Annotated in this window: 21 protein-coding genes; 16 read left to right on the forward strand and 5 right to left on the reverse strand. The window is 55.3% G+C overall.

What is annotated here, in order from left to right; all coding sequences use genetic code 11:
- The first annotated feature begins 512 nt into the window (after positions 1-512).
- The 13 genes from D1841_RS03855 (at position 513) to D1841_RS03915 (ending at position 12,947) form a co-directional block, all read left to right on the forward strand.
- Positions 513-1,664, forward strand: a complete 1,152-nt coding sequence (locus D1841_RS03855) for an alanine racemase (protein WP_201751212.1) — start codon at positions 513-515, stop codon at positions 1,662-1,664.
- A 4-nt stretch (positions 1,665-1,668) separates the two neighbouring features.
- Positions 1,669-3,246: an amidohydrolase family protein gene (locus D1841_RS03860; RefSeq protein WP_160642072.1), complete on the forward strand. Its 1,578-nt coding sequence runs from the start codon at positions 1,669-1,671 to the stop codon at positions 3,244-3,246.
- A gap of 22 nt (positions 3,247-3,268) precedes the next feature.
- On the forward strand, positions 3,269-3,733 hold the full coding sequence (locus D1841_RS03865; protein WP_160642073.1) for a RidA family protein: 465 nt from the start codon (positions 3,269-3,271) through the stop codon (positions 3,731-3,733).
- A gap of 265 nt (positions 3,734-3,998) precedes the next feature.
- Positions 3,999-5,072 (forward strand): LacI family DNA-binding transcriptional regulator, encoded by a 1,074-nt coding sequence (locus tag D1841_RS03870; RefSeq protein ID WP_160642074.1) that lies wholly within the window; start codon positions 3,999-4,001, stop codon positions 5,070-5,072.
- Positions 5,073-5,446: 374 nt separating this feature from the next.
- Positions 5,447-5,635, forward strand: coding sequence for a hypothetical protein (locus D1841_RS03875; RefSeq protein WP_160642075.1), 189 nt, complete (start codon positions 5,447-5,449; stop codon positions 5,633-5,635).
- Between the two features lie 52 nt (positions 5,636-5,687).
- A complete protein-coding gene (locus D1841_RS03880; protein WP_160642076.1) occupies positions 5,688-5,867 on the forward strand; it encodes a hypothetical protein in 180 nt (59 codons plus the stop codon).
- A gap of 48 nt (positions 5,868-5,915) precedes the next feature.
- Positions 5,916-6,095, forward strand: coding sequence for a hypothetical protein (locus D1841_RS03885; protein ID WP_160642077.1), 180 nt, complete (start codon positions 5,916-5,918; stop codon positions 6,093-6,095).
- Between the two features lie 49 nt (positions 6,096-6,144).
- Complete coding sequence (locus tag D1841_RS03890) at positions 6,145-6,330, forward strand: hypothetical protein (RefSeq protein ID WP_160642078.1); 186 nt, start codon at positions 6,145-6,147, stop codon at positions 6,328-6,330.
- 519 nt (positions 6,331-6,849) lie between these two features.
- Positions 6,850-8,190, forward strand: a complete 1,341-nt coding sequence (locus D1841_RS03895; protein ID WP_160642079.1) for an extracellular solute-binding protein — start codon at positions 6,850-6,852, stop codon at positions 8,188-8,190.
- 30 nt (positions 8,191-8,220) lie between these two features.
- A complete protein-coding gene (locus tag D1841_RS03900) occupies positions 8,221-9,777 on the forward strand; it encodes an ABC transporter substrate-binding protein (protein WP_160642080.1) in 1,557 nt (518 codons plus the stop codon).
- Positions 9,778-9,807: 30 nt separating this feature from the next.
- A complete protein-coding gene (locus D1841_RS03905) occupies positions 9,808-11,175 on the forward strand; it encodes an extracellular solute-binding protein (protein ID WP_160642081.1) in 1,368 nt (455 codons plus the stop codon).
- Between the two features lie 18 nt (positions 11,176-11,193).
- On the forward strand, positions 11,194-12,390 hold the full coding sequence (gene coaBC / locus D1841_RS03910) for a bifunctional phosphopantothenoylcysteine decarboxylase/phosphopantothenate--cysteine ligase CoaBC (protein ID WP_160642082.1): 1,197 nt from the start codon (positions 11,194-11,196) through the stop codon (positions 12,388-12,390).
- Positions 12,391-12,758: 368 nt separating this feature from the next.
- Positions 12,759-12,947 carry a hypothetical protein gene (locus D1841_RS03915; protein ID WP_160642083.1) on the forward strand — a complete coding sequence of 63 codons (189 nt, stop codon included), beginning with the start codon at positions 12,759-12,761 and terminating at the stop codon, positions 12,945-12,947.
- Between the two features lie 239 nt (positions 12,948-13,186).
- Here the strand turns inward: D1841_RS03915 and D1841_RS03920 are convergent, their stop codons facing one another.
- The 5 genes from D1841_RS03920 to add form a co-directional block, all read right to left on the reverse strand.
- Positions 13,187-13,750, reverse strand: a complete 564-nt coding sequence (locus D1841_RS03920) for a dipicolinate synthase subunit B (RefSeq protein WP_160642084.1) — start codon at positions 13,748-13,750, stop codon at positions 13,187-13,189.
- Between the two features lie 24 nt (positions 13,751-13,774).
- Complete coding sequence (locus D1841_RS03925; RefSeq protein WP_160642085.1) at positions 13,775-14,653, reverse strand: dipicolinate synthase subunit DpsA; 879 nt, start codon at positions 14,651-14,653, stop codon at positions 13,775-13,777.
- A gap of 173 nt (positions 14,654-14,826) precedes the next feature.
- Positions 14,827-17,406: an FAD-dependent oxidoreductase gene (locus D1841_RS03930; protein WP_160642086.1), complete on the reverse strand. Its 2,580-nt coding sequence runs from the start codon at positions 17,404-17,406 to the stop codon at positions 14,827-14,829.
- Positions 17,407-17,716: 310 nt separating this feature from the next.
- Positions 17,717-18,946: a murein hydrolase activator EnvC gene (locus D1841_RS03935; RefSeq protein ID WP_160642087.1), complete on the reverse strand. Its 1,230-nt coding sequence runs from the start codon at positions 18,944-18,946 to the stop codon at positions 17,717-17,719.
- 29 nt (positions 18,947-18,975) lie between these two features.
- Positions 18,976-19,944 (reverse strand): adenosine deaminase, encoded by a 969-nt coding sequence (gene add / locus D1841_RS03940; protein ID WP_347563933.1) that lies wholly within the window; start codon positions 19,942-19,944, stop codon positions 18,976-18,978.
- 186 nt (positions 19,945-20,130) lie between these two features.
- Between add and D1841_RS03945 the strand changes: the two genes are divergently transcribed.
- The 3 genes from D1841_RS03945 (at position 20,131) to D1841_RS03955 (ending at position 22,925) form a co-directional block, all read left to right on the forward strand.
- Entirely contained in the window at positions 20,131-20,352 is a 222-nt protein-coding gene (locus D1841_RS03945; protein ID WP_160642089.1) for a FeoA family protein, read from the forward strand.
- Positions 20,353-20,354: 2 nt separating this feature from the next.
- Positions 20,355-22,466 (forward strand): ferrous iron transport protein B, encoded by a 2,112-nt coding sequence (gene feoB, locus D1841_RS03950; RefSeq protein WP_160642090.1) that lies wholly within the window; start codon positions 20,355-20,357, stop codon positions 22,464-22,466.
- Positions 22,467-22,748: 282 nt separating this feature from the next.
- Entirely contained in the window at positions 22,749-22,925 is a 177-nt protein-coding gene (locus D1841_RS03955; RefSeq protein WP_160642091.1) for a DUF4180 domain-containing protein, read from the forward strand.
- Positions 22,926-22,997: the final 72 nt, after the last annotated feature.

Consider the following 22,997-nt stretch of genomic DNA (forward strand, 5'->3'; position numbering starts at 1 on the left):
AAATTATACAACAGTTTTAGGGGAATTGCAAGCCTTGCCGCTTGTACATCCGAATATTCTATGATATAATAACCGCAAAGCGGTTATTATATTTGATTAAAATTGCCCCGCCCGGTTCTTCCCTTTGGTCAGACGGGCGATGGGCATATATCAACGCGCTTCGCGCTTATGATATAATGTCCCCAGAGAAGAAAGGACAGAAAAGCCGCTGGGAACCGGGATTCACTTCTTAGCCTCATCTGCCGAGCGGCGGGAACTCCAGGGTTGCTTTATGCATGATTGTGATAGTATTAAAGGATATTTCGATATCTTCCGCTCTTTTTCTGTGATAGTATTATAAAAACAAAAAACGCCTTTACAGCCCGGGGATTGTTTGAAAACAAGAAAAAGGGCTGAATTTTTGAGACAGAACATAGCGGTTTCAAGGCGGAAGCCGCATGTTTTGGACAAAAGGACGGCGTTTGCGATTTTTCAAACAAGCCCTAAATTTGCTTTTTAAGGAGATGTCTGCAATGGAAACCATATTTGATTTAATCCGCGCAGGAAAGATGGAGCTGCCCGAAACGCCCTCTCTGGTGGTGGACGGCGGGATTATGCGGGATAATATTGCCCGGATGCAGGAGGGCGTTTCCGCCTGCGGGTGCGCCCTGCGCCCCCACATCAAAACCCACAAAATCCCTTATTTCACAAATTTACAGCTACAGGCCGGGGCTAAGGGCATTACCTGCGCCAAGGTCAGCGAAGCCGAAGTGATGGTGGACGGCGGCGCCCAGGACATCTTTATTGCTTACCCCATGGTGGGGGATTTCCGGGTGAAGCGGGCTTTGGCGCTGCAAAAGCGTATGCGCCGGCTGATTCTGGCAGTGGACAGCCTGGAAGGGGCCAGGGCTTTAGATGACGCTGCCAAAGCCGCAGGGGTTTCCTGCGAAGTGCGCCTGGAGGTGGACACAGGAGCGGCCCGCACAGGCGCTTTGCGGGAAAAGTGCGTGGAACTGGGAACGGAAATCAACAAGCTGGGGAATCTGCGTCTGACAGGCATTTACACTTTCAAAAGCCTAATATTGGAAGGCGCCCCCACAGAGGACGCCCAGGCTGCTGCCCTGGAGGAGGCCCGGCTGATGGACGAAACCGCCAAAGCCCTGCGGGCCGCCGGGGTGGACATCCAGGATGTCAGCATCGGCTCCACGCCCACAGGCTTGCTGGCTGCCCGGACAGGCCTTGCCACAGAGGTGCGTCCCGGCACCTATATTTTCAACGACTGGATGGTGATGAAGGAGGGCTGCGCCCAGTTCTCCCAAATTGCAGTGCGCCTATACTGCACAGTGGTAAGCACGCCCCGTCCGGATTTAGCCGTAATTGACGGCGGGGTAAAAACCTTTCCCATGGACGCGCCTGTAGGCGTGCCGCCTTACTATTATCCCGGCTATGCCGTAATTTTAAACAAGGAGGGCAAGCCCCAGGAAAACCTTACCCTGCGCCGCATGAGCGAGGAGCACGGCATTGTCACTGCGGCAGACGGGGAAACCGGCCTGCGGGTGGGGCAGCTTCTGGAGCTTATCCCCGTCCATGTGTGCCCGGCTGTGAACCTGCAAAACAAGCTGTTCCTGTACGAGCGGGGCCAGCTTACCAGCCTGCCTGTGGCGGCCCGGGGCATGTTGGTGTAACGGTATGCTGCATATTAAAAACGCGCTGATTTGCGACGGCACAGGCAAAGAGCCTTATCCGGGAGAAGTGCTGGTAGACGGGAACAAAATTGCCGCTGTTGGCCCCGCCTCTTTCGGGGAGCTGGACGCGGAAATCTGGGATGCCCAGGGGGAACTTATCACCCCCGGCTTTATAGACGCCCACCGCCACTGCGACCTGGCCGCCCTGTACGACTCAGATTTTGGCGAAATTGAACTGGCCCAGGGCATTACCACCGCCGTTATGGGCAACTGCGGCCTGGCCCCTGCCCCCTGCGCCCCGCGATACCGGGAGGATTTATACGATTTCCTGGAGCCATGCCTGGGCAAGGCCCCAAGAGAAAGCTTTTTCCCCCTTGTGTCTGACTTTATGGAAGCCCTTGCCGCCAAAAAGCATTCCCTGAACCTGGGAGTGTTGGCAGCCACCGGGGCGGTCACCACAGCGGCAAAGGGTTTTGGGAACGTGCCCTTTGACGGGGAATCTCAAAAAAAGGCGGAAGGCTATATCCGGGACGCCATGGAAGCCGGCGCTTTCGGGCTTTCCTGCGGCATTATGTACACGCCGGAGTGCTACAGCACCTGCGAAGATTTCGCTTTCATGGCCCGCATTGCTGGAGAATATGGCGGGTATCTCACCGCCCACATCCGGGGAGAGGGCAACACCTTGACGGAATCGGTGGAGGAAGTGCTGGAAATCGGCAGGCAAGCCGGGACAGGAGTGAACATCAGCCACTTTAAGGTGACGGGCCTGAAAAACCATGGCGCTGGCATTGAGCGTGCCATTTCCGCCCTGGAAAAGGCACGCTCTGCCGGGCAGGACGCCACCGCCGACTGCTACCCCTATACAGGCGGCTCCACCACCATCCTCTCCCTCCTCCCTCCCACTGTGCTTGCAGCGGCTGGCCCGGATGTATGCGGCTTTTTAGGCGCCCGGGAAGGGGAAGCGCTTTTGGCCGGCGAAATTCAGAAGGAGTTTCCCGGCTGGGACAATATGGTTTCCTCCATCGGCTGGGAGCGCATTATCATAAGCTCTGCGGCAAACCCGGCATGGCAAAGCCTTGCGGGAAAAAGCTTTACGGAAGCCGCCCGGGAAACAGGACTTTCAGAAAGCGGGCTTTTCTGCCACCTGTGCAGCGAAAACCAGGGCAAGGCAGGAATTATTGTTATGAGCATGGCCCAGGCAGACGTGGACAGGGTGCTCTGCCTGCCGTATGTTTCCCTGATTTCCGACTCCCTCTACGGCGGGGGCGGCATGCCACATCCCCGGCTGTACGGCTCCTTCCCCAAGTTCCTGCGGGAATACGTCCAGGAGAAAAAGCTGCTCTCCACAGGGGAAGCCATCCGGAAAATGACCTCCCTCCCCGCCAGGCGGCTGGGGCTTCGGGACAGGGGCCTGCTGGCCCCCGGCATGGCGGCGGACATCCTGCAGTTTGACCCGGCAAGGTTTACAGACCGGGCCACCTGGGAGAACCCCAAACAACTGGCCTCTGGCTTGACAAAAATACTGGTAAACGGCTGCGAACCCGCTTCTGGCGCTGGAAAGGTGCTGCGGCGGGAAAACTGACAAACAGAAAGGAAGATTGACAATGAGCAGGATTGAAGAAAAATTACGGGAAATGGGCCTTACCCTGCCCGAGCCTCCCGCAAAGGGCGGCATGTACGCTCCAGCAAAGCGCTTTGGGGGCAGCCTGGTATATATTTCCGGCTGCGGGCCTTCCACAGATGGCAGCGCCATCACGGGAAAGCTGGGAGAAGATGTAACCACAGAGCAGGGCTATGCCTACGCCCGGGGCTGTATGCTCAACGTGCTGGCTGTGCTGAAGCGGGAGATTGGCGACCTGGACAAGGTGAAAAGCGCGGTGAAGGTTACCTGCTTTGTAGCCTCTGCCCCGGATTTTTACGAGCAGCCCCAGGTGGCAAACGGCGGCACCCAGCTTCTGGTGGATCTCTTCGGGCAGGAAGCCGGCGCGCCCAGCCGTTCCGCCATCGGCGTGAGCGTGCTGCCCGGCAACATGCCTGTGGAGACAGAAGCGCTGTTTGAAGTGGAATAAACCGGTTTACAGAAAAGCCCGTCTTTTCCCGCTGCGTATGGGAAAGGGCGGGCTTTTTTGCGGTGCCGCCCTGCTTAGGGATTTTCCCCAGGCTACGTTTTAGTAAATCTGCCTGCAAAAAGGGGCTGATTTACGTGACTATCCACACATTTTTCTGGGAGCCGCATAAATTTTTCTGAAATATTGTCCTCATGGACTTGCAATTTCAAAGAAAACGCAGTATACTTTATAAAGTTTATAAAAACGTGCTGGGGTGTGCAGGCCAATGAAAGCAAAGGAACTAGCGAAAAAGCTGGGGGTTTCCCCTGCTACCATCTCTCTTGTGCTCAATAACAAGCCGGGCATCAGCGATTCCCTGCGCCACTCCCTGCTGGAAAAAATCCAGGAGCTGGGTTGCGAAAGCATGTGCTGTGAAGGGTGCCTGCCCTCCTCCGGCCGGCAGGATGAGCCTGCCCAGCCAGCAAACCATTCCCGGCAGGTGATAGCCTACTTAATTTACACCAGCAGCGATGAGGCCGACGACCGCTTCGCCTTTTATCCGGCAGTGCTGGAAGGCGCGGAGATGGAAGCCCGGGAGAACGGGTATAACCTGATGGTGCTGCACATGAGCTGCCAGGGAAACGCCAACCTGCGCCGCCTGCTGCAAAACGGCGGAGAGGCCATGGGGGCCATTGTGCAGATAAGCAACGTGGACGAACACGCGCTGAATGATATCAGAAGCCTGGACATTCCCTGCGTCCTGGTGGATTCTTACAGGCCGGATGTGCGGGTGAGCAGCGTTTCCATCAACAACGAGCAGGGTGTTTTCAGCGCGGTGCGATATTTAAAGGAAAAAGGGCACCAGGAAATTGGCTATGTATACAGCGGCTGGGATCATGACAGCCAGCGGGAGCGCCGCCGGTGTTTCCATCAGGCTCTTTTGGAATATGGCCTGCCGGACAACAGGAGCTACTATTTCCAGGCTGGCGCCAGCGAGGACATTTACGATCCCGACAGGCTGGAAAACCTGCTGAAATCTGCGCCCAAGCTGCCCACTGCCTTTCTGGCGGAAAATGACCGCCAAGCCTGGCGCACTATTAAGGCCCTGGAGCGCTGCGGTTACCGGGTGCCGCAAGACATCTCTGTTATTGGCTTTGACAACCGCTCCATCTGCACCATGGTTGAACCCAATATCACCAGCATTAAGAATTACCGCCACCTGATGGGGCGGGAGTGCGTACTGATGCTGCAAAACCTGCACCGCCTGAAAAAGCAAGGTTTTAAGAATCCCTGCCTGAAGCTGGAACTTCCCACAGAGCTGGTGGAACGGGACAGCGTGCGGGATCTGACCAAGAAATAAAGCCCCTAAAGAGTTTATAAATTCTTTTGCGCTCTATCTGGTATACTATTATATAGAGAGATAGCCGCTCCCCTGCATAGGCAGGGGGGTTTTTTATTGCCCGGCAGATTCCCAGCGGGTTTGCCGCCTGGATAACCCCTCCCTATCCTGGGATTCCCCGGTATCCCAATGCCATTTCATAAATGCACTGTGCTAAATTGCTGAAAACTGCTGGTGTAAAGTGAAATTTTTGGGTTTATAAACTTTTCTAAATTTTTTCAAAAATTCTTTATAAAAACCCTTGACATCTTTATAAATCTGGTTTATAATAAGCACGTAAGCTAAAGAGAACACAGACGAGTTGAAGAAAGACAATTAAGAAAGGGGTAGTACTCATGAGCAAGAAAGTAGAAACTGGTTACACTTCCAAGATGATGAACAAAGCGGCGCATGACAAGAGAAAAGCTGCCCGCAAAGCATCCCAGATGGCGGCAGATTTCGATCGTGCTGCAAGGGCTATGGCCAACCGTGATGTCTGTTATGTGAATGTGTATGGTATCGCTGCTCCCGTATGCCGGCTGTAAAATCCGGCAGGAAAAAGAGACGGGCTTGATTTGAGAAGAGAGGTAATGTTTTATGAATAACTATAGCGAAAAGAAATTGCAGAACTTTGTAAAGACCCAGAAGGAAAAGAGAGAGCTGCGGCTGTTAAGCCGCCGGGCCAGCGCTTTTGAACGCTTCGCCGGGGAGTTTGCCGACACCCATGTTTCTTACCAGAACATCAACGGCTTCATCCTTCCCCTGCTCACCGCCTGAAAACCCAAACACAACAAACAACTTTGCACAGTAAAGGAGAAATATACTATGAATAAGCTTTTTAACTCCAAGAATGTATCCAACAGCCAGGTTTACAAGGAAGAGCGCGCCCAGCAGAAGCTGAGCCGCCGGGCCAGTGCTTTCGAGCGCTTTGCCGGGGAGTTTGCCGACACCCATGTCTCCTACCAGAACATCAACGGCTTTATCCTTCCCCTCCAGACAGCCTAAACTACTTTTAGCTTACAAGATTACAATCTACTTTAAAGGAGAGTTTACAATGAATAAGAAGGCAGAATCTGTATATACTTCCCGCATTATCAACCAGAATGCCCATCAGGCCCGCAAGGCCGCTCGTATGGCCCGGCGTCAGGCCCGTGCCCTGCAGAATTACGCCGTTGCCGCTGCCAACGCAGATGTGTTCTACGTAAGCGTAAATGGCATCAGCGCTCCCGTCTGCCGCTAAATTTGAGTACAAGTAATTTCAACAATACATCCTCATCAAAAGCAGAAAAGCCACGGTTTACCGTGGTTTTTTTGCTTTTTCCCCACAGGCCGCTGGAATGTATGTGCAAATTTTTCACAATGGCCCCATCTGGGAGAAATATCGGGAACAGAACCCCTGTTCATTCACGCTGTTTCCTTGCTTTTTTCCGAAAAGAAAGCTATACTATATATACATAATTTTTCAATAATGTTCAAATACGTTCTACCATAAAGGAGGTTATCCTATGAAAGGTCAAAAATTTTTTCCCTGCTGCTGGCCCTGTGCCTGGTTGTATCCCTTGGCGCCTGCAATCAGAAATCGGAGCAGGACAAAAAGTTCGACGAGCTGACCCGGAAGGACAGCTCCGCTGCTGACATTTTCCCTGAAAGCGCCCTGGAGAGCGAGGCTTCCAGTGCTCCTGGAGAAAGCAGCGATGCCGCCCCCACCCCGGAGCCTACGCCTTATGTAGACCCGGAAGGGCTTACGGGGGAACTGACGGTGCTGGGGCCTGCCGACACGTCAGACGGAATTGCGAAAACCGCTGTAGAGTATCTGGCAGAGGAATTTATGAAGCTGCACCCAGGCGTGAAAATCAACGTGGAATTTATCTCCAGCATATTTGATGACATGCCCCGCGCCCAGCGTCGGGAACAGGCCCGAAGCCGCATTTTGGCGGAACTGGGCAGCGGTGAGGCGGATTACCTTCTGTATTCCCCCATTGAGGAGCTGAACATTTACGGCCTTTCCCAAAGCGGGATGCTTCTGGACTTACGGCCCTACTTTGAAAATGATCCCAGCATCAACCCTGACGACTACTACACCCAAGTGCTGGACGCCATGTCTGTGGACGGCAAGTATACGGTTATGCCCTTCAGCTTCGGCTTTGAGGGGATGATGCTCAACCGCCCCCTGATGGAGGAAATGAAGGTGGACTTGGACAGTATCCAGGCCATCGACTATAAGATGCTTTTGGACTGGTATGAGCAGGCCAAGGCCATTGACCCGGAGGCCCAGGCAACCTTTGGCGCTTTGACCCAGGAGTACCTGTTTACCTATGAGGCCCCGGCCTATGTGGATCTGGAGAACAAGGCCACGTCTTTCAATTCCCCGAAATTTATTGAATTTTTAACCCGTACCGGGGCCTTGGAAGAGCCGGACAAGGAGGCCCTGGGCCACTACCAGTTCCTCGGCGAGGATATTCTTACGGTGGAGTGGTTTATGGAGAAGAAATTCAGCGGCGAGGAATTAGACCGGGAGTTTATAAACGAGTATTGGCAGCAGTTCTATGACAACGCCCATCAGGCTGTGGCAGCCCCTACCGGCATTGCGGCCCAAGAGCTGGGGCTGGTCAGCGGGCTGATGAAAAACCTGGCGGGGCCATATCCTGCCGTAAGCACCAAGGGCCAGCTTGGCGTATATACTACGGAGGATTTTGCCATTCCCGCAACCATGAAAAACCCGGACTTGGCCTGGAAATTTATCTCCTACTGCATCAGCGAACGGGAGGACATGCAGTTGAAGGCGGGCCGGGCTTACTACACGGCACGGCTTCCCATCAACAAGAAAAATTTTGCCAAACAGATGGAATTCTGCCGCACCAGCAGCATGATGTACCAAACCGCATCTTACTATTTAGAGGATTTCCACCAAAAAAATCTGGACGCGGATCTTGCCGTCAAAAAGCTGGATGAATTTCTTTCCATGCCCCTGGTGAATGGCAAAACCCATGTGATCGACATGAGCGAATACCTCACCGAATTTTACGACAGCAAGCTGACTACTCCTGAGCAGTGCGCCGAAAAAATCCAAGGGCGGATGGACATCTGGCTGCATGAGTAATGATTTCAGAACCTGAAAGGAGACTTCGCTATGAAATGCAAAAAACTGTTAGCCATTCTGTTAGCCCTGTGCCTTATCCTGTCCCTCACGTCCTGCGGACGGAAATCGGAGCAGGACAAAAAGTTTGACGAGCTGACAAAAAGCAGCGCCGCCCCGGAGTCCCAGCCCGAAAGCAGCGAAACAAGTGAGCCTGCAAGCAAACCGGAATCCGCCCCGGCAGGGTCCCTAAGCGGAGAGCTTACCGTCTCCTCCTGGGCGCGTATCGAAAGCCCTTCCCAGTTGGAGATTATGGCGGAAGAATTTATGGATTTAAACCCAGACGTCACCATTACAGTTGACTATGCGGAAACCAATATCAGCGCTATCCCGGATGTGAACCAGAGCCGGGACAGCTACTGCGCCCAGGTGCGGGCAGAGCTGGTCAGCGGCGAGGCGGACTATATCCTCTACTCCCCTCCCGGCAAGCTGAACCTGTATGACATCTCCAAAAGCGGGGTGCTTCTGGATCTGCGGCCCTATTTTGACAGCGATCCTACCATCAACCCCGACGAATACTTCACCCAGGTGCTGGACGCTGTTTCTGTAGACGGAAAGCTTACCTCCATGCCTTTCTCCTTCTACTTTGACGGCATGTACCTGAACCGGAAAGCCATGGAAAGCATAAACGTGGACACGTCAGGCATCACCACGCTGAACAGCGACATGCTCCTGGACTGGTACGAGCAGGCCAGGGCCGCAAACCCGGAAATCAAGCTGCTTTTCGGAGAGCAGGGCAAGGATTTCCTCTTTGACGATGAGAAGTTTGCCTATATCGACGTGGACGGCCGCACTGCCAGCTTCCAGTCCCCGGAATTTATCTCCTTCCTGGAGCGCACCAACGCCCTGGACGACGCGGAGCCTAACTTGGACAAGATGGCAAACAGATATGCCCAAAACGCCTATTTAGCCTATGAACTGCTGCGCTGCCAGGCTTCCGGGGAAGAACCCAGCCTGGATGAAAGCCAGGATCCATATGCCTATCAATTTGTTACAGGCGGGCGCGCTGCCTTAGCCTGCGTCACCAACATGAATATATTTGCCTTGACAGATATCGGCTTTGATATGGAACACCTGGCAGGGCCTTATCCTGTAACAGATACCCAGGGGCGGCTGGCAGTCAGTTCCATTGACGATTTTGCCGTACCCTCCAGCATGAAAAACCCGGACTTGGCCTGGGCCTTTATCTCCTATTGCCTGGGGGAACGGGAATCAACCATCCTTACCAGCGAGCAATCCTTTGGCAGCCTGCTCTATTCCCAGAATGCCCCGCTGAACAAAAAGAACTTTGCCCTGCTGGCAGAGGAATTTTCCACTGTGCCCGGCACAATCGGATATGAGCAGTTGGTGGGTAAAACCGGCAAGGAGATTGACGGAGAGGCGCTGGCCCAGAAGATGGATGAATACCTTTCCATGGGGCTTGTAAACCGGAAGCTGTATTCCCCGGACGTGCAGGAATATCTGGATGAGTTTTATAACAGCGGCCTCACCACCGCCGAACAGTGCGCAGAGAAAATACAGAGCCGGGTGGACATCTGGCTGCATGAGTAATGATTTCAGAACCTGAAAGGAGATTTCGCTATGAAATGCAAAAAACTTTTAGCCATTCTGTTAGCCCTGTGCCTTATCCTGTCCCTCACGTCCTGCAACCAGAAATCGGAGCAGGACAAAAAGTTTGACGAGCTGACAAAAAGCAGCGCCGCCCCGGGTTCCCAGATGGAGAGCAGCGCTTCCGAACCTGTGCCAGAGGATACAGATATCAGCGGCACCCTGACTCTGAAAACTCCGGATGAATTTTACTGGAGCAGGTGGGTGAAGCACTTCAACAAAAAGTATCCCAATGTGACCGTAGAACTTGTAGGCACAGGCACAGACAGGGGAACTTATGCCCAGCAGACCATCGTAGAGTTGATGGGTGGCGAGGCCCCAGCAGACCTGGTGGACATGAACTATCTGCCCTATTTTAACTGCGTGGAGGCGGGTGTATTTGAAAACCTGCTGGCCTGGATAGATAACGACCCCGCTGTAAAAAAGGATGAACTGTACACCAATGTGCTGGACGCAGTGACGTATAAGGACAGCGCCGCTGGCCTGCCCTTGGCTTTTCTTGTAAACGGGATGCGGCTGAACAAGGCTATGCTCGCAGCCGCAAGCCTGGAGGAGGCTCCCGGAACCGCCAGCTTCCCGGAAATGATAGAGTGGTATAACAGGGCCAAGGACGCTGGAGCCGCAGCAAAAGACAGCTATTTTGTAGGAGCCACCTATAATCCCTATACCTGCTTCCACACAGAGCTTCAGCGCTATTTGAAGGAAAAAGAGGAAACTGCCAGCTTTGACGATCCTGCCTTTACAGAACTGCTTCGCACTATGAAAACTGTAAGCTGGAACAATCTGCTGGATTTTGACACGGAATATGCGGGCTTTTCCAACTTGGAGTTATCAAGCAGGCTGTTTATGAACGACCAGGTCGCGGAAATACTAGGGGCAGACCAGCGCCCGCTGTATGAGGGCACGGATACCGCTACCCCTGCCATTCAATTGGCCGCCTCAGACGGCACAATCCCCTTCGGGGCAGTGGTGGGGCCAGTAGGCATCCCTGTGGCAAGCGAAAACAAGGAACTTGCCTGGCGGTTTATCCGGTTCTTCCTAAGCGAAATGGAACTGGAGGGGCAAAAGCCCTATGAAGGGGATTATTTCGGCCCCACCCCGCTGAACCGCCGCAATGCCCTGGAGCTGGCCAAGGGCATGTTCCCGGACGATGAAAAGGCTGTGGAAGCAGCCGATGCCTGGGCCAGCCGGGTAAATGCCATCAGCCTGCTGACAAACAACGAAGTACTTTTGCAGGATATCAATAAAATTTTCAACGAGTATTTCCAAAATGACTTGACCTCCGCCGAAGAATGTGCTAAAAAAATACAGGACAGGGCAGAGATGTTCCTGTTAGAGTAAAAAGAGGGAGACTTTTTTATGGAGAAAAAAACAATCGTAGTGGGGGTGACAGGCGGCATTGCCTGCTATAAGGCGGCGGCGCTGTGCTCCAAGCTTACCCAGCGGGGATATAATGTGGAGGTGGTGCTCACCAAGAACGCCACAGAATTTATCGGCCCCCACACCTTTGAATCCCTGACCCACAACCGGGCCATGGTGGATACCTTTGACCGGAATTTCCAAAGCCATGTGGAGCATGTGGCTCTGGCAGACAAGGCAGACCTGCTGCTTGTGGCTCCCGCCACCGCAAACATCATCGCCAAGGCGGCCCATGGCATTGCGGACGATATGCTCTCCACCACCATTCTGGCCTGCGACTGCCCCAAGCTTATGGCCCCAGCCATGAACACCCGCATGTACGAAAATCCTGTGACCCAGGATAATCTCAGCGCCCTGCGCCGCTATGGCTGGGAGGTAATAGAGCCTGCCACAGGGCACCTGGCCTGCGGCGCCACAGGCAAAGGGAAAATGCCCGAGCCGGAGGATCTGCTGGAGGCGGTGGATCACGCGGTGCGGTATGAAAAAGATTTAACAGGGCTGCGGATTCTGGTGACAGCCGGCCCTACCCGGGAACGGCTTGACCCGGTGCGGTTCATTTCAAACCATTCCACCGGAAAAATGGGCTATGCCGTAGCCCGGGCCGCCGCCCACAGGGGAGCGCAGGTCACGCTAATTTCCGGGCCTGTCAGCCTGAAAAAGCCCGCCTATGTGGAAACGGTTGACGTGGAAAGCGCCCTGGATATGTTCCAGGCTGTGCAGAGCCAGGCGGAAGAGCATGATATTATCATCAAGACAGCGGCTGTGGCGGATTACCGGCCTGCGCAGGTAAGCGGAGAGAAGATCAAAAAGAAGGAGGGCGATTTAAGCCTGCCTTTAGAGCGCACGGACGACATCCTGGGCTGGCTGGGCCAGCACCGGAAGCCAAGACAATTTTTGTGCGGGTTCAGCATGGAGACGGAAAACCTGGTGGAAAACAGCCGTCAAAAGCTTTCCAAAAAAGGCCTTCAGATGATCTGCGCTAACAGCCTGCGCCAGGAAGGGGCTGGCTTTGGCGGGGAGACAAACGTGCTCACCCTTATCACCCTTTCCGGGGAGGAAACCCTGCCCCTTATGAGCAAGGAGGAGGCGGCCCACCGGGTGCTGGACGCCATCCTCCGGGAGCGGAAGCCCACCTGACCCAGGATTTAAATCTGCCCCAAAACAGAGCCTCCTGCTCAGAAAGCGGGCGGCTCTTTTTTATCTGCGCGGCAAAGTTTTCCCCCGCTACGCTGCTAAAGCAGCAGAGTATCTGCAACTTTCAAAATACACTTTTGCACCAATCTGCTCTTTTTACGAAGAAGAGCTTTCTGCATGTCAAAAAAATGAATTTTGGGATGTGGAAAAAATTATTTTATGAAATTCGCACAAAGATGTTGAAAATCTTGCAGGTATATGCTATAATGTGTTCAATGAAGCAGGGAATTTATTCCCCGCAAAATAGTAAAAACCAGAAAAGCGCCCCTAAAAAACAGGAGGCGCAGCGATAGAGAAAGGGAGGTTTGGTTATGTATAACTTTGTAGAACAATCTGTTTGCATCCCCAAAAGCGAATTTCCCATGCTCCACCGGCATCCGGGCCGTTTGGTTGTACAGGCCGGACTTCAGCCAGTGGCTTTCCTTCAGGAGGATGTGGCTGTTTTAGAGCGTCCCCAGTCCCTCCTGCAATCCTTTTTTGCCAGCAAGAAGCGGGGCTGACTCCCCCCTTCTGTCAGCTCCGGCCCCTGTCCTTTTGGGCAGGGGCTTTTATTACTGTCTGTGCTCGGCATAGAAACCAGCCCGGCAAGGCGGAAAGTCTGTTTTCACCTTGCCGGGCTGGTTATAGTTAACGCAGTTCAAAAGAAGCAGAATATCTCTTTTGAACCAGGTGGCGCAGCCACCCGGCTTGAAAATCGTATATACCGATTTTCAAGTTCGTTTACTATAGGGCTTGTTTGTCAGCGAAACACGGGCTGAAGCTGCCTGCCCTCCAGGGCGGCGTGGATTGTTTCCTTCAGCAGGGAAAAATCCGCCACCAGGGAAAAAGGTTTTTTCTCCGGATCATCCTGCTTCATAGGCACGAAATAGATATTTTTTGTGTTCAGCAGCCGGGCCGCATTCTGCCCGGAAGCCCCCAGGGCGTCGTTGCTGGCAAGGCACAGCACCACCGGCAGGCCAATGCGCAAAGCAGACTTCACCGCCATAGTCACCGGGGTATCCGTAATGCCCAAGGCCAGCTTTGACAAGGTGTTCCCTGTGCAGGGGCACACTGCCATCACGTCCACCAGCCCTTTCGGGCCGATAGGCTCGGCCTCCGGTATGGTATGCAGAACCTTTCTGCCGCATATGCTTTCCGCTTTGTCTATAAAATCCTGGGCCTTGCCGAAACGGGTGTCTGTCTCATAGGTATTCCGGCTCATTATGGGCAGCAGGTTATACTGCTCCCGCAGGCCCTCCATTTGCTCAACAGCCTTTGATAATGTGCAAAAGGAACCGCACATGGCAAACCCTACGGTTTTCATCTTGTAAAACCAGCATCCTTTCTCCTAATTCTCTGTCTCCTCCAGCATATTGTAAACCGTCTCTTTAATCAGCTCTCCAGCGCTTTTAGGCGACATGCGCCCAGGCAGGGACGGTTCCTGCTGCACCCGCAGGCCCAGCCGCCCGGCGGCTTCCAGGTCAATGCCTCCGGGCAGAGAGGCAAGCTCCAGCAGCAGGCAGTCCGGAGACTGTCTGGAAAGCGCCGCTGCCCCCAGCACTACACGGGGGACGGTGTTGAAGATAAGGTCATACCCCCCGCCAATTTCCCCATACTGTACCGGGCTGCATCCCAGCGCCTGTATGGAGGTAAAATCCCAGGCCTTCCTGGCGGCGCAGTCCACCTGGGCGCCCAGTCCCCTTAAAGCAAGGCACAGGGCCTTGCCAATACGCCCAAAGCCTGTGACAAGGCACCGCGCCCCATTGATAGAGCCTGGGTGGCCTGCTATAGCCGCCCCAATAGCGCCCTCGGCGGTAAGCACCGCGTTGCCTATCAAAAGTTCTTCCCGCTGGTAATAGTCCCGCAAAGATACGCGGCTCCAGCCCTCCGCGCTGGCAGCCAGCTTCCCTGTCATGCCTCCCAGCACCTGCTTGCCGCAAAACCTGGCGGCAAATTCCTCGTCCAGTGTTATGCCCTCGGTCGATAGGGGCATGTTCAGCGTCTCCCCTTCCCGGGTGGCAGGCAAGGGCAGCAGAATGACGTCCGCCCGCCTGCATAATTGCTCAGAATCTACCGGCTCCGGCGGCTTCTCCCCCTGGGCCTTTTCCAAGCCGCTTGTTAGCACAGGGAACCCGTCGGCCGCAATGGATTGTGCCAGATATACCTGGCGCATGTCGCCGCCCAGCACCCCAAAGGTATGGTGAAAATTTTTCTTTTGTCTGCTCATTAAGGCTCATACCCTTCACACCTGAATCCCGCCCATATACAAACAGGCCGGGCACTCCCATACTATGACATGCCCCTGGTTTTGGTGCAAAAACAAAAGCGCCTGCCTAAGGCGGGCGCTTTTTGCTGCTTTTTCTATTTTTTAGAAACCCTTTCGTCTGCCAATATGGAAACTCAGCAGGTTGCGCCGCCCTTCAAATGCTTCTGGGCGGAAAGGTTTTCCTCCTTGCGGGAGAGAAGTTCGTCAGAGAGAAGCTGCTCCTGGACGTTCTCAAAGCCCAGGCGGGCAATGGTGTCCGCAAAGCGCTCCCCAGTAATGCCCTGCTCCCGGAAGAGCAGGATGGCCTTTTCAATCACGTCCAGAACCTCTTCCCTGTCGGTAAACACCTTGTCCAGATACCGCCCGTGGGCAAACTTCTTGCCCCAGCGCCCGCCGATATACACCCGGTAGCCTGGCACAAAGCTTTCCGCCGCCTTGAAGGGGCACTTGCCCACACAGCGGCCGCAATGGTTGCAGGCGTCGCCAATAACCACCTTGCCGTCCGCAACCACAGGCACATGGATAGGGCAGGCACGCTCAACCTGGCAGACCTTGCAGCCCCGGCACTTGCTGAGGTCAATTTCCGGCACCTTCTGGCCAATAACCCCCAGGTCGTTAAGGTCAGGCTTCACGCAGTTGTTGGGGCAACCTCCCACAGCAATTTTAAACTTGTGGGGCAGCTTCACCCCTGCATACCCGTGGAAGAACCGCTCGTGGATCTCCTCTGACAGGGCAAAGGTGTCAATGAGTCCATACTGGCAGGTGGTGCCCTTGCAGGAAACCACAGGCCGCACCTTGCTGCCGGTGCCGCCGGTTTCCAGGCCCGCCGCCATCAGCTCCTCCCGCAGAGGCTCAATGTTGTCAAAGGGCACATGCTGGATTTCAATGGTCAGCCGGGAGGTCATGGCGATTTCCCCGCTGCCGTATTTCTCGGCGGCCTCGGTGATGGCCCGCATCTCCTCCGCCGTAATCTTGCCATTGCGGGTGATAACCCGGCCGTTAAAGCAGTCGGGGGTGTTTTTGTCCCACAGGAAGCCCAAGGCCTTTACCCGGGTGACCTCCTCCGGGGGCACAGCGGCCCCAGCCGCTTTCACTCTCACCTTGTTAAAGGAGGTGGCACCCTCCAGCACCAGGGTGTTCTCATATCCCAGCGCCTTCAGGCGGTTCTGGAGGAAATAGGCCCGGCGGCCCTTGGCGCACACCAGAAGAAGCTTTTCATCCTTATCAATGCCCGGGATTGGCCCGGTGACAGTGGGCAGATCCACATATTTTGCCCCCCGGATAACAGGCTGCTGGTTGGTGTCGATAATGGTATACCCTTCGGCTGCCCCTGCGGCATACTCTGCCGGGGTCATGCTCTGGAGCACCCCGTCCAGCTTGTTTTCCAGCACGTATACTGCCTGGACAAAGGGATGGATGGCTGTGGAGAAGGGGGGCGCGTAAGCTAAATCCAGGTTTTCCAAATCGGAAAGCTTTGCCCCCATGGAGATGGCCAGCACCCCCAAATCGCAGATTTTGTCCACTGCCCCAGGCCCCAGCACCTGCAGGCCCAAAAGGGCGCGGGTATCCCGGTCTGCCAGCAGCTTGATGGCAAAGAAGGAGGAGTCGGGGTAATAATGGGCCTTGTCATCTGTGACAATGAGGGCTGTCTCCACTTTGTAGCCCGCGTCTTTAGCGGCCTGCTCCGTAAGCCCGGTTTTCGCAAGGTTCAGCCCGGGCAGCCTGCACACGGCAGTGCCCAGCACCCCGGCAAAGGACTTTTCCTCCCCGGCCAGGGCCTGGGCCAGGGTGCGGCCCTCCAGGTTGGCGGAGGAGCCCATGGGCGACCACTGGGTCCTGCCGGTCAGCCGGTTTTTCACCAGGGCGCAGTCCCCAGCGGCATAGATGTCCGGCAGGCTGGTGCGCAGCTTTTCGTCCACCACCACAGCGCCCTTCTGCATCTCAATGCCTGTGCCCTCTAAAAAGGCTGTGTTGGGCCGCACGCCCACAGAGAAAACCACCGCGCCGCAGGGCAGGCTGCCGCCGGAGGTCTGCACAGCCTCTGCCCGCTCCTGCCCGGAAATCCCCTGGGCCTTTGTCCCGGTGAGCACCCGCACGCCGTTTTGCTGCAAATGGCGCTTCACATACCCTGCCATTTCCGGATCCAGCACCCCGGGCAGGATCTGGGACGCCGCCTCCACCACTGTGGGGGCCACGCCCTTTTGCAGCAGGTTTTCCGCCATTTCCAGGCCGATAAACCCGCCGCCTGCCACCACGGCTTTCTTCACATTGTTTTCCTCCAGGTATTCCCGGATGGCCACCGCGTCCCCAGGCGTGCGCACCTGGAACACCCCGGGCAGCTCCGCGCCCTCCACAGGGAGCCTTACCGGGGACGCGCCCACCGCAATTACCAAAGCGTCATACCCATAGGTTTCCGTCTCCCCTGTGGCAAGGTTTTTGGCCTCCACCCGCTTTTCCTCCGGCAGGATTTTCACAGCCTCCCGCAGGGTTTTCACCTCCACCCCGGTGAGGGCGGAGAAGCGCTGGGGGGTGTTGACAATCAGCTCCCCCTTGTCCTGGATAGCCCCGCCCACATAATAAGGCAGGCCGCACCCGGCATAGGAGATGTCCCCGCTTTTAGACAGAAGGGTAACCTCTGCCTCCCGGTTTTCCCGCTTAAACTTGGCGGCGGTTTTTGTCCCGGCGGCAACCCCGCCGATAATCAGCAATTTCATATTTCGCGTTCCTTTCCAGCCGTACTGAAACGGCGAATTTGCAGAGAGGTTTTATGGCAAGCGCACCTGAAAACCGGTAAAGCCCGGTTTCCGCCTCTTTTGAACCGCTTTGCTTTAGGCAATACCGCTTAAGACGGAAGCAGGGGATTGTGCGGTGCTGCCTTTATATATACAAATAGAGTATACCCCATTCCGCCTGTGAAGTCAACGCGCGCCGCAGATTTTTCCCGTTTCAGAACAAAGCCATCCTGGGAGAAAAAGCGGATCCTGTCAAAAAAAGAGGCCTCCAAAAGGAAGCCTCAAACGCTTTTTAAAAACCCGCCAGATAATACCGGGGATCTGTGCGCACGCCGTTTGCATACACCTCAAAATGCAGGTGGTTGCCAAAGGACTGCCCTGTGCTGCCCACATAGCCAATGGTCTGTCCCGCCTCCACATACTGCCCCGGGTACACTGCCAAGGAACTGCAGTGGGCATACCGGGTGGAAAAGCTGGAATTATGCCAGATAAGCACATTGTTGCCCCAGGACCAATGGTACTCCGCAGAAAGCACCTGCCCGGACTGGGCCGCCACAATAGGGGTGCCGTATCCCGCGCCGATATCCATGCCGTTATGCGGCCCGTTAAAATACATGTCCCCATAGTTTCCGGTGATGCTGCCATAGCCCACCCCCGGCAGGGGCCACATGGGGGCAAAGTCCCCCCGCAGGTTTACGGTGCTGCCGCCAGGGTTCGGGGACACGCTGCCCCCCTGGGCAGCCGCCAATGCCTCGGCTTCCTTCCGGCGGCGCTCTTCCTCGTTGCGCTCCTCAATCAGCCGCTGCAGCTCTGCCTCCAGGGCCGCGTCCTCTTCCTCGTTCTGGGCGATAACGTCCTGGGTCATCACCTGGCGCTCCTCCAGGTCGGCAATCAGGGTGTTGTTCTCTTCATAAAGGCCCTCCAGCTCCTCCTGGGCCGCCTCCAGCTCCCGCTTCACCCGGGCTTCTTCCTCCCGCATGTCCTGCAGGGCTTCCCTGTCCTGCTGGGTCTTTTGGAGGTACTCCTCAATTTTTTCCACTAGCTGCTGGTCATGCTTTGTCACAGCGGAAAGCATTTCCGACTTCATGGAAAAATCAGAAAAGCTGTCAGAGCTTAACAGGATTTCCAAAGTGCCCACAGAGCCGGACATGTACAGCGCCCGCACCCGCTGGGAGAAGGTGGTAAGGGTTTCTTCATATTCCTGCCGGGAAAGCTCCAGCTTTTTCTCCATGCCCGTAATTTCCCTGTCCATCACCTGAATGGACTCTCTGGACACGTCGATTTTCTTTTCCGTCAGCCCAATTTTCTCCTCCAAAGCCTGCTGGTACTCCAAAGCCTTTTCCTCGTCGGCCCGCAGGGATTCCAACTGCTGCTCCAGTTGTTCGTGCTCGGCGGCAAGCCTTTCCTGCTCGGCCTGCACCTCCTCAATGGTCTTGGCGGCGGCCCCAAAGGGGATTGCTGCCAGCAGGGCCAGCATAAAAGCCAGCGCCCTTGCGCCCCGGGAAATTTTTCTCATTTTCATTATGTATCAGTCCCTCCCTTTTCGTTTTCTCAGGCAGGCCAGTTGTCCCCTTTTGCCCGCGCCTCTTTTTCCAATGCCAGCCGCTTTTCCTCTGGCAGGAAAGCGGCCCTGGCCGCGTTTATGAGCAGGGCTTCCTTTTCCTCCCCTGTAAGCCCCAAAGCGGCAAGCTTTTTATATTCCTCCCGGAGGTTCACCCCGGAAACTGTCATGTTGTCTGTGTTCACCGTACAGCACAGGCCCTTTTGGAGATATTCCCGCAAGGGGAAGCTTTCCGGGGATTTTACAGCTTTTGTCTGCACGTTGCTGGTCAGGCACAGCTCCAGGGGAACCTGCCGGGCGGCAAGCTCCTGTAAAAGGGCACTGTCCTCCCCTGCCCGCACGCCATGGCCGATGCGGGCGGCCCCCATTTCCAGCGCCGCCCGGATGCTCTGGGGGCCTGCGGCCTCCCCGGCGTGGATGGTAAAGGGAAGCCCTAAAGAACGGGCACAGGCGAAAAGCTCCCGGTATTCTTCTGTGGGATACAGCCCCTCTGCCCCAGCCAGATCGCAGGCGCAAACGCCCTTGCCCAGAAGGGCGGCCGCCGTATCCAGGGTTTCCCGGTTTACAGGGTATGGGCCGCCCCGCATACAGCATAAAATAACCTGTACAGGCAGCGCCGCCTGGGCCGCGCCCCGGCATACAGCCTCTGCCGCCTGCCGCTGGGTAAGCCCCTTCCGGGTGTGAAGCTGGGGGGCAAAGCGGATTTCTCCATACAGCAGGCCCTGGCTGTAAAGCAGGCTGCACAGGGTAAAAGCAGCCTGCTCCAGGGCTTCCGCGTTTTGCAGCAGGGACAGGGGCAGGTCAAAGCACTGGAGATACTCGTCAAGGCTCTGGCAGTTTTCCGGGGCCTTCAGGGCCTTTTCCAGGTTTTCCGGCAAAGCCACGCCCTGGTTCCCGGCAAGTTCCCCTATGAAGGCCGCCGGCAGAGAGCCGTCCAGATGCAGGTGCAGATCAATCACAGCCCATCCCTCCTGTAAATTTCGTATTGTATATTTTAGCATAAAGGAAGGAAAAAGTCAAAACCCGCCGGGAATTTTTAGAAAAAAAGAGAAATGCCTGGAAATTCCCGAAAAACATTGACAAATGCGTTAGATGGTGCTAACTTATTAAACGGATAATAATAAATGCAAGGGGGTATATAGAGCATGACATTAGAGGAAGGAAGGCCGGGGGCCTTTTACAGGGTGGAGGGCACCGCGCTTCCCCTGGAGCTTACCCGGCGTTTGCAGGCTTTGGGCATGACCCGGGGCTGCCCGGTGCAGGTGCTGCGGAAAAAGCGGCGGGGAGCCATGATTATCAAAATACGGGGCAGCCGCTTTGCCTTGGGCAGGGCTGTTTCCACCCGCATTCTGGTGGAGGAGGGATGAGCATGGAACATAAAACGCATACGCTGGAGGAGGGAAAGCCCTCTGTTTCCATCGGCTTTGTGGGCAACCCCAACTGCGGCAAAACCACCCTTTTCAATGCCTACACCGGGGCCAACCTGAAGGTTGCCAACTGGCCCGGGGTGACTGTGGAGAAAAAAGAGGGGCGCTTCCGGCTTCACGATCACGAATACCGTCTGGTGGATCTGCCCGGGGCCTACAGCCTCACCTCTTACACCATGGAAGAGCAGGTTACCCGCCAGTATATTTTAAGCGACGAGGTAGACGTGCTCATCGACGTGGCAGACGCCTCTGCCCTGGAGCGCAACCTCTATCTCACCTTGCAGCTTATCGAGCTGGGCAAGCCCGTTATCCTGGCCCTGAACATGATGGACATTGTGGAGAAGCGTGGCATGGAGATTGACACCCACCGGCTGCCGGAAATGCTGGGCATCCCGGTCATCCCTGTGTCTGCCCGGCGGAAAACGGGCCTGGACATCCTCATGCACGCCGCCGCCCACCACAAGGATGCGGAAGAATCCATGCCCCTCATCCACCACCATGGCAGCCAGCCCTCAAGCACCAGCGCCACCCGTCACCCCCACCAGCACCATAAGGAATTCGCCATGGTGTACAGCGACGAGATAGAGGATAAAATCGACCAGGTGATGGAGCAGCTTCTGAAGCAGTATCCCTCCCTGCAGAACCTGCGCTGGCACGCCATCAAGCTGCTGGAAAAGGATCCGGAAATCACAAAGGCCTTTCCCCTCTCCGATCCGGCCCTTATCAGCCGCAGCTATGAGCAGGACATTATCAACGAGAAATATGCCTTTATCAAAGAGGTTATCGACGAAGTGCTGGTGAATAAGGACAAAAAAGCCGCTGTCACCGACAAGGCCGATTCCCTTATGACCCACCCGGTATGGGGCCTGCCCATTTTCCTGCTGATTATGGCCCTGGTGTTCTTCTTCACCTTCACGGTGGGCGACTGGCTGAAAGGCTATTTTGAGATGGGCCTGGAGGCCTTCTCCGGCGGGGCCGCCTCTTTGCTTACCTATCTCCAGGTAACCCCGCCCCTTATTTCCCTCTTGGTAGACGGCATCATCGCCGGGGTGGGAGGCATTTTAACCTTCCTGCCAAACATTGTCATCCTGTTTTTGGCCCTGGCCTTTTTGGAGGACAGCGGCTATATGGCAAGGGTGGCCTATGTGATGGACGGCATTATGGGGAGGCTGGGGCTTTCCGGTCGGTCCTTTATCCCCATGATTCTGGGCTTTGGCTGCACAGTGCCTGCCATCATGGCCTCCCGGGCCTTGGAAAACCGGCGTGACCGCTTTAAAACCATGCTCATCACGCCTTTTATGTCCTGCAGCGCCCGCCTGCCCATTTACGTGCTGTTCTCCCAGTTGTTTTTCGGGAAATTTGCCATGCTGGCAGCCTACTCCATGTATGTGCTGGGGCTTCTGGTGGCTGTGCTGTGCGCCCTTATCATCCACCTGTTCGACCGCAAGGCAAAGGACGACACCCGCCTTACCGGGGGCAGCAGTCTGCTCATAGAGCTGCCGGAGTATAAGGCCCCCAGCGCCCACACCATCTTCATCTATGTGTGGGAAAAGGTAAAGGACTATCTCACCAAGGCGGGCACCACCATTTTCATCGCCTCCATCCTCATGTGGTTTCTCTTGAATTTCGGCCCCCAGGGCTATTCTCTGGACATGTCCCAAACCTTTGGCTCCCAGATAGGCCAGTGGATTGTGCCCTTCTTCGCCCCCATTGGCTTAGGGTTCTGGCAGATTGTGGTGGCGCTCATTGCGGGCATCTCTGCAAAAGAAGTGGTGGTATCCTCCTGCGCGGTGCTGTTCAGCGTGGGAAACGCCACCACTGCCGCAGGCATGGCAGAGCTTACCCAGGCCCTCAGCGCCATCGGCTTCGGCCCCTTAAATGCTTATGCCCTCATGACCTTCTCCCTGCTGTATGTGCCCTGTGCCGCCACTTTGGCCACCATTAAAAAGGAATCGGAAAGCTGGGCCTGGACAGGACTCACCGCCGCTTTCCAGATTGCCGTAGCCTGGGCTGTCACCTTTGTGGTGTACCATGTAGGAGCGCTGTTCCTGTAAGGGCTGGCCAGGATTTCCATGGTTTCGTAAAAATCACAAAGGTTACAAATTGTTTGCAAATCCTGGCTTTTTTGCAAGAAACCTTCCATTTTCCCTCTAATTCACAGTTTGTTCATCATTCTGCGTAGGAACTAAATCACCCCTGAAAACCAGTCCCTGGCAGCCAGCAGCTTTTGTTCCGCGCTTTCCAGGGGCTGGTTTGACAGTTTCCCTTTTATATGGCATACTTCCTTTCCTGCCAGAGCCTGTTCCCCAGGGGTGGCAAAAGGAAATGAATGATTCTTGGATATTACATATATAAAGGAAAACGGGAAAGATATAGCGGTTATTTCCAGCGATGTCCCGGTGATTACAGACGCGCAGTCCGCCCTGGATTTGGCCATGACGGTTAAATACGAGACGGGCGCTGCCAGGCTGGTGCTGGACAAGAGCCTTGTATGCGAGGATTTCTTTATCTGACGACCAGACGAATAGACGTAGAGGAAAACGCCGAGAAAAACAGGGAAAATGCCCGATTATCTGTCAAAACTC

Source organism: Neglectibacter sp. X4 (genome assembly GCF_009917365.1).
Lineage (GTDB): Bacteria > Bacillota > Clostridia > Oscillospirales > Acutalibacteraceae > Acutalibacter.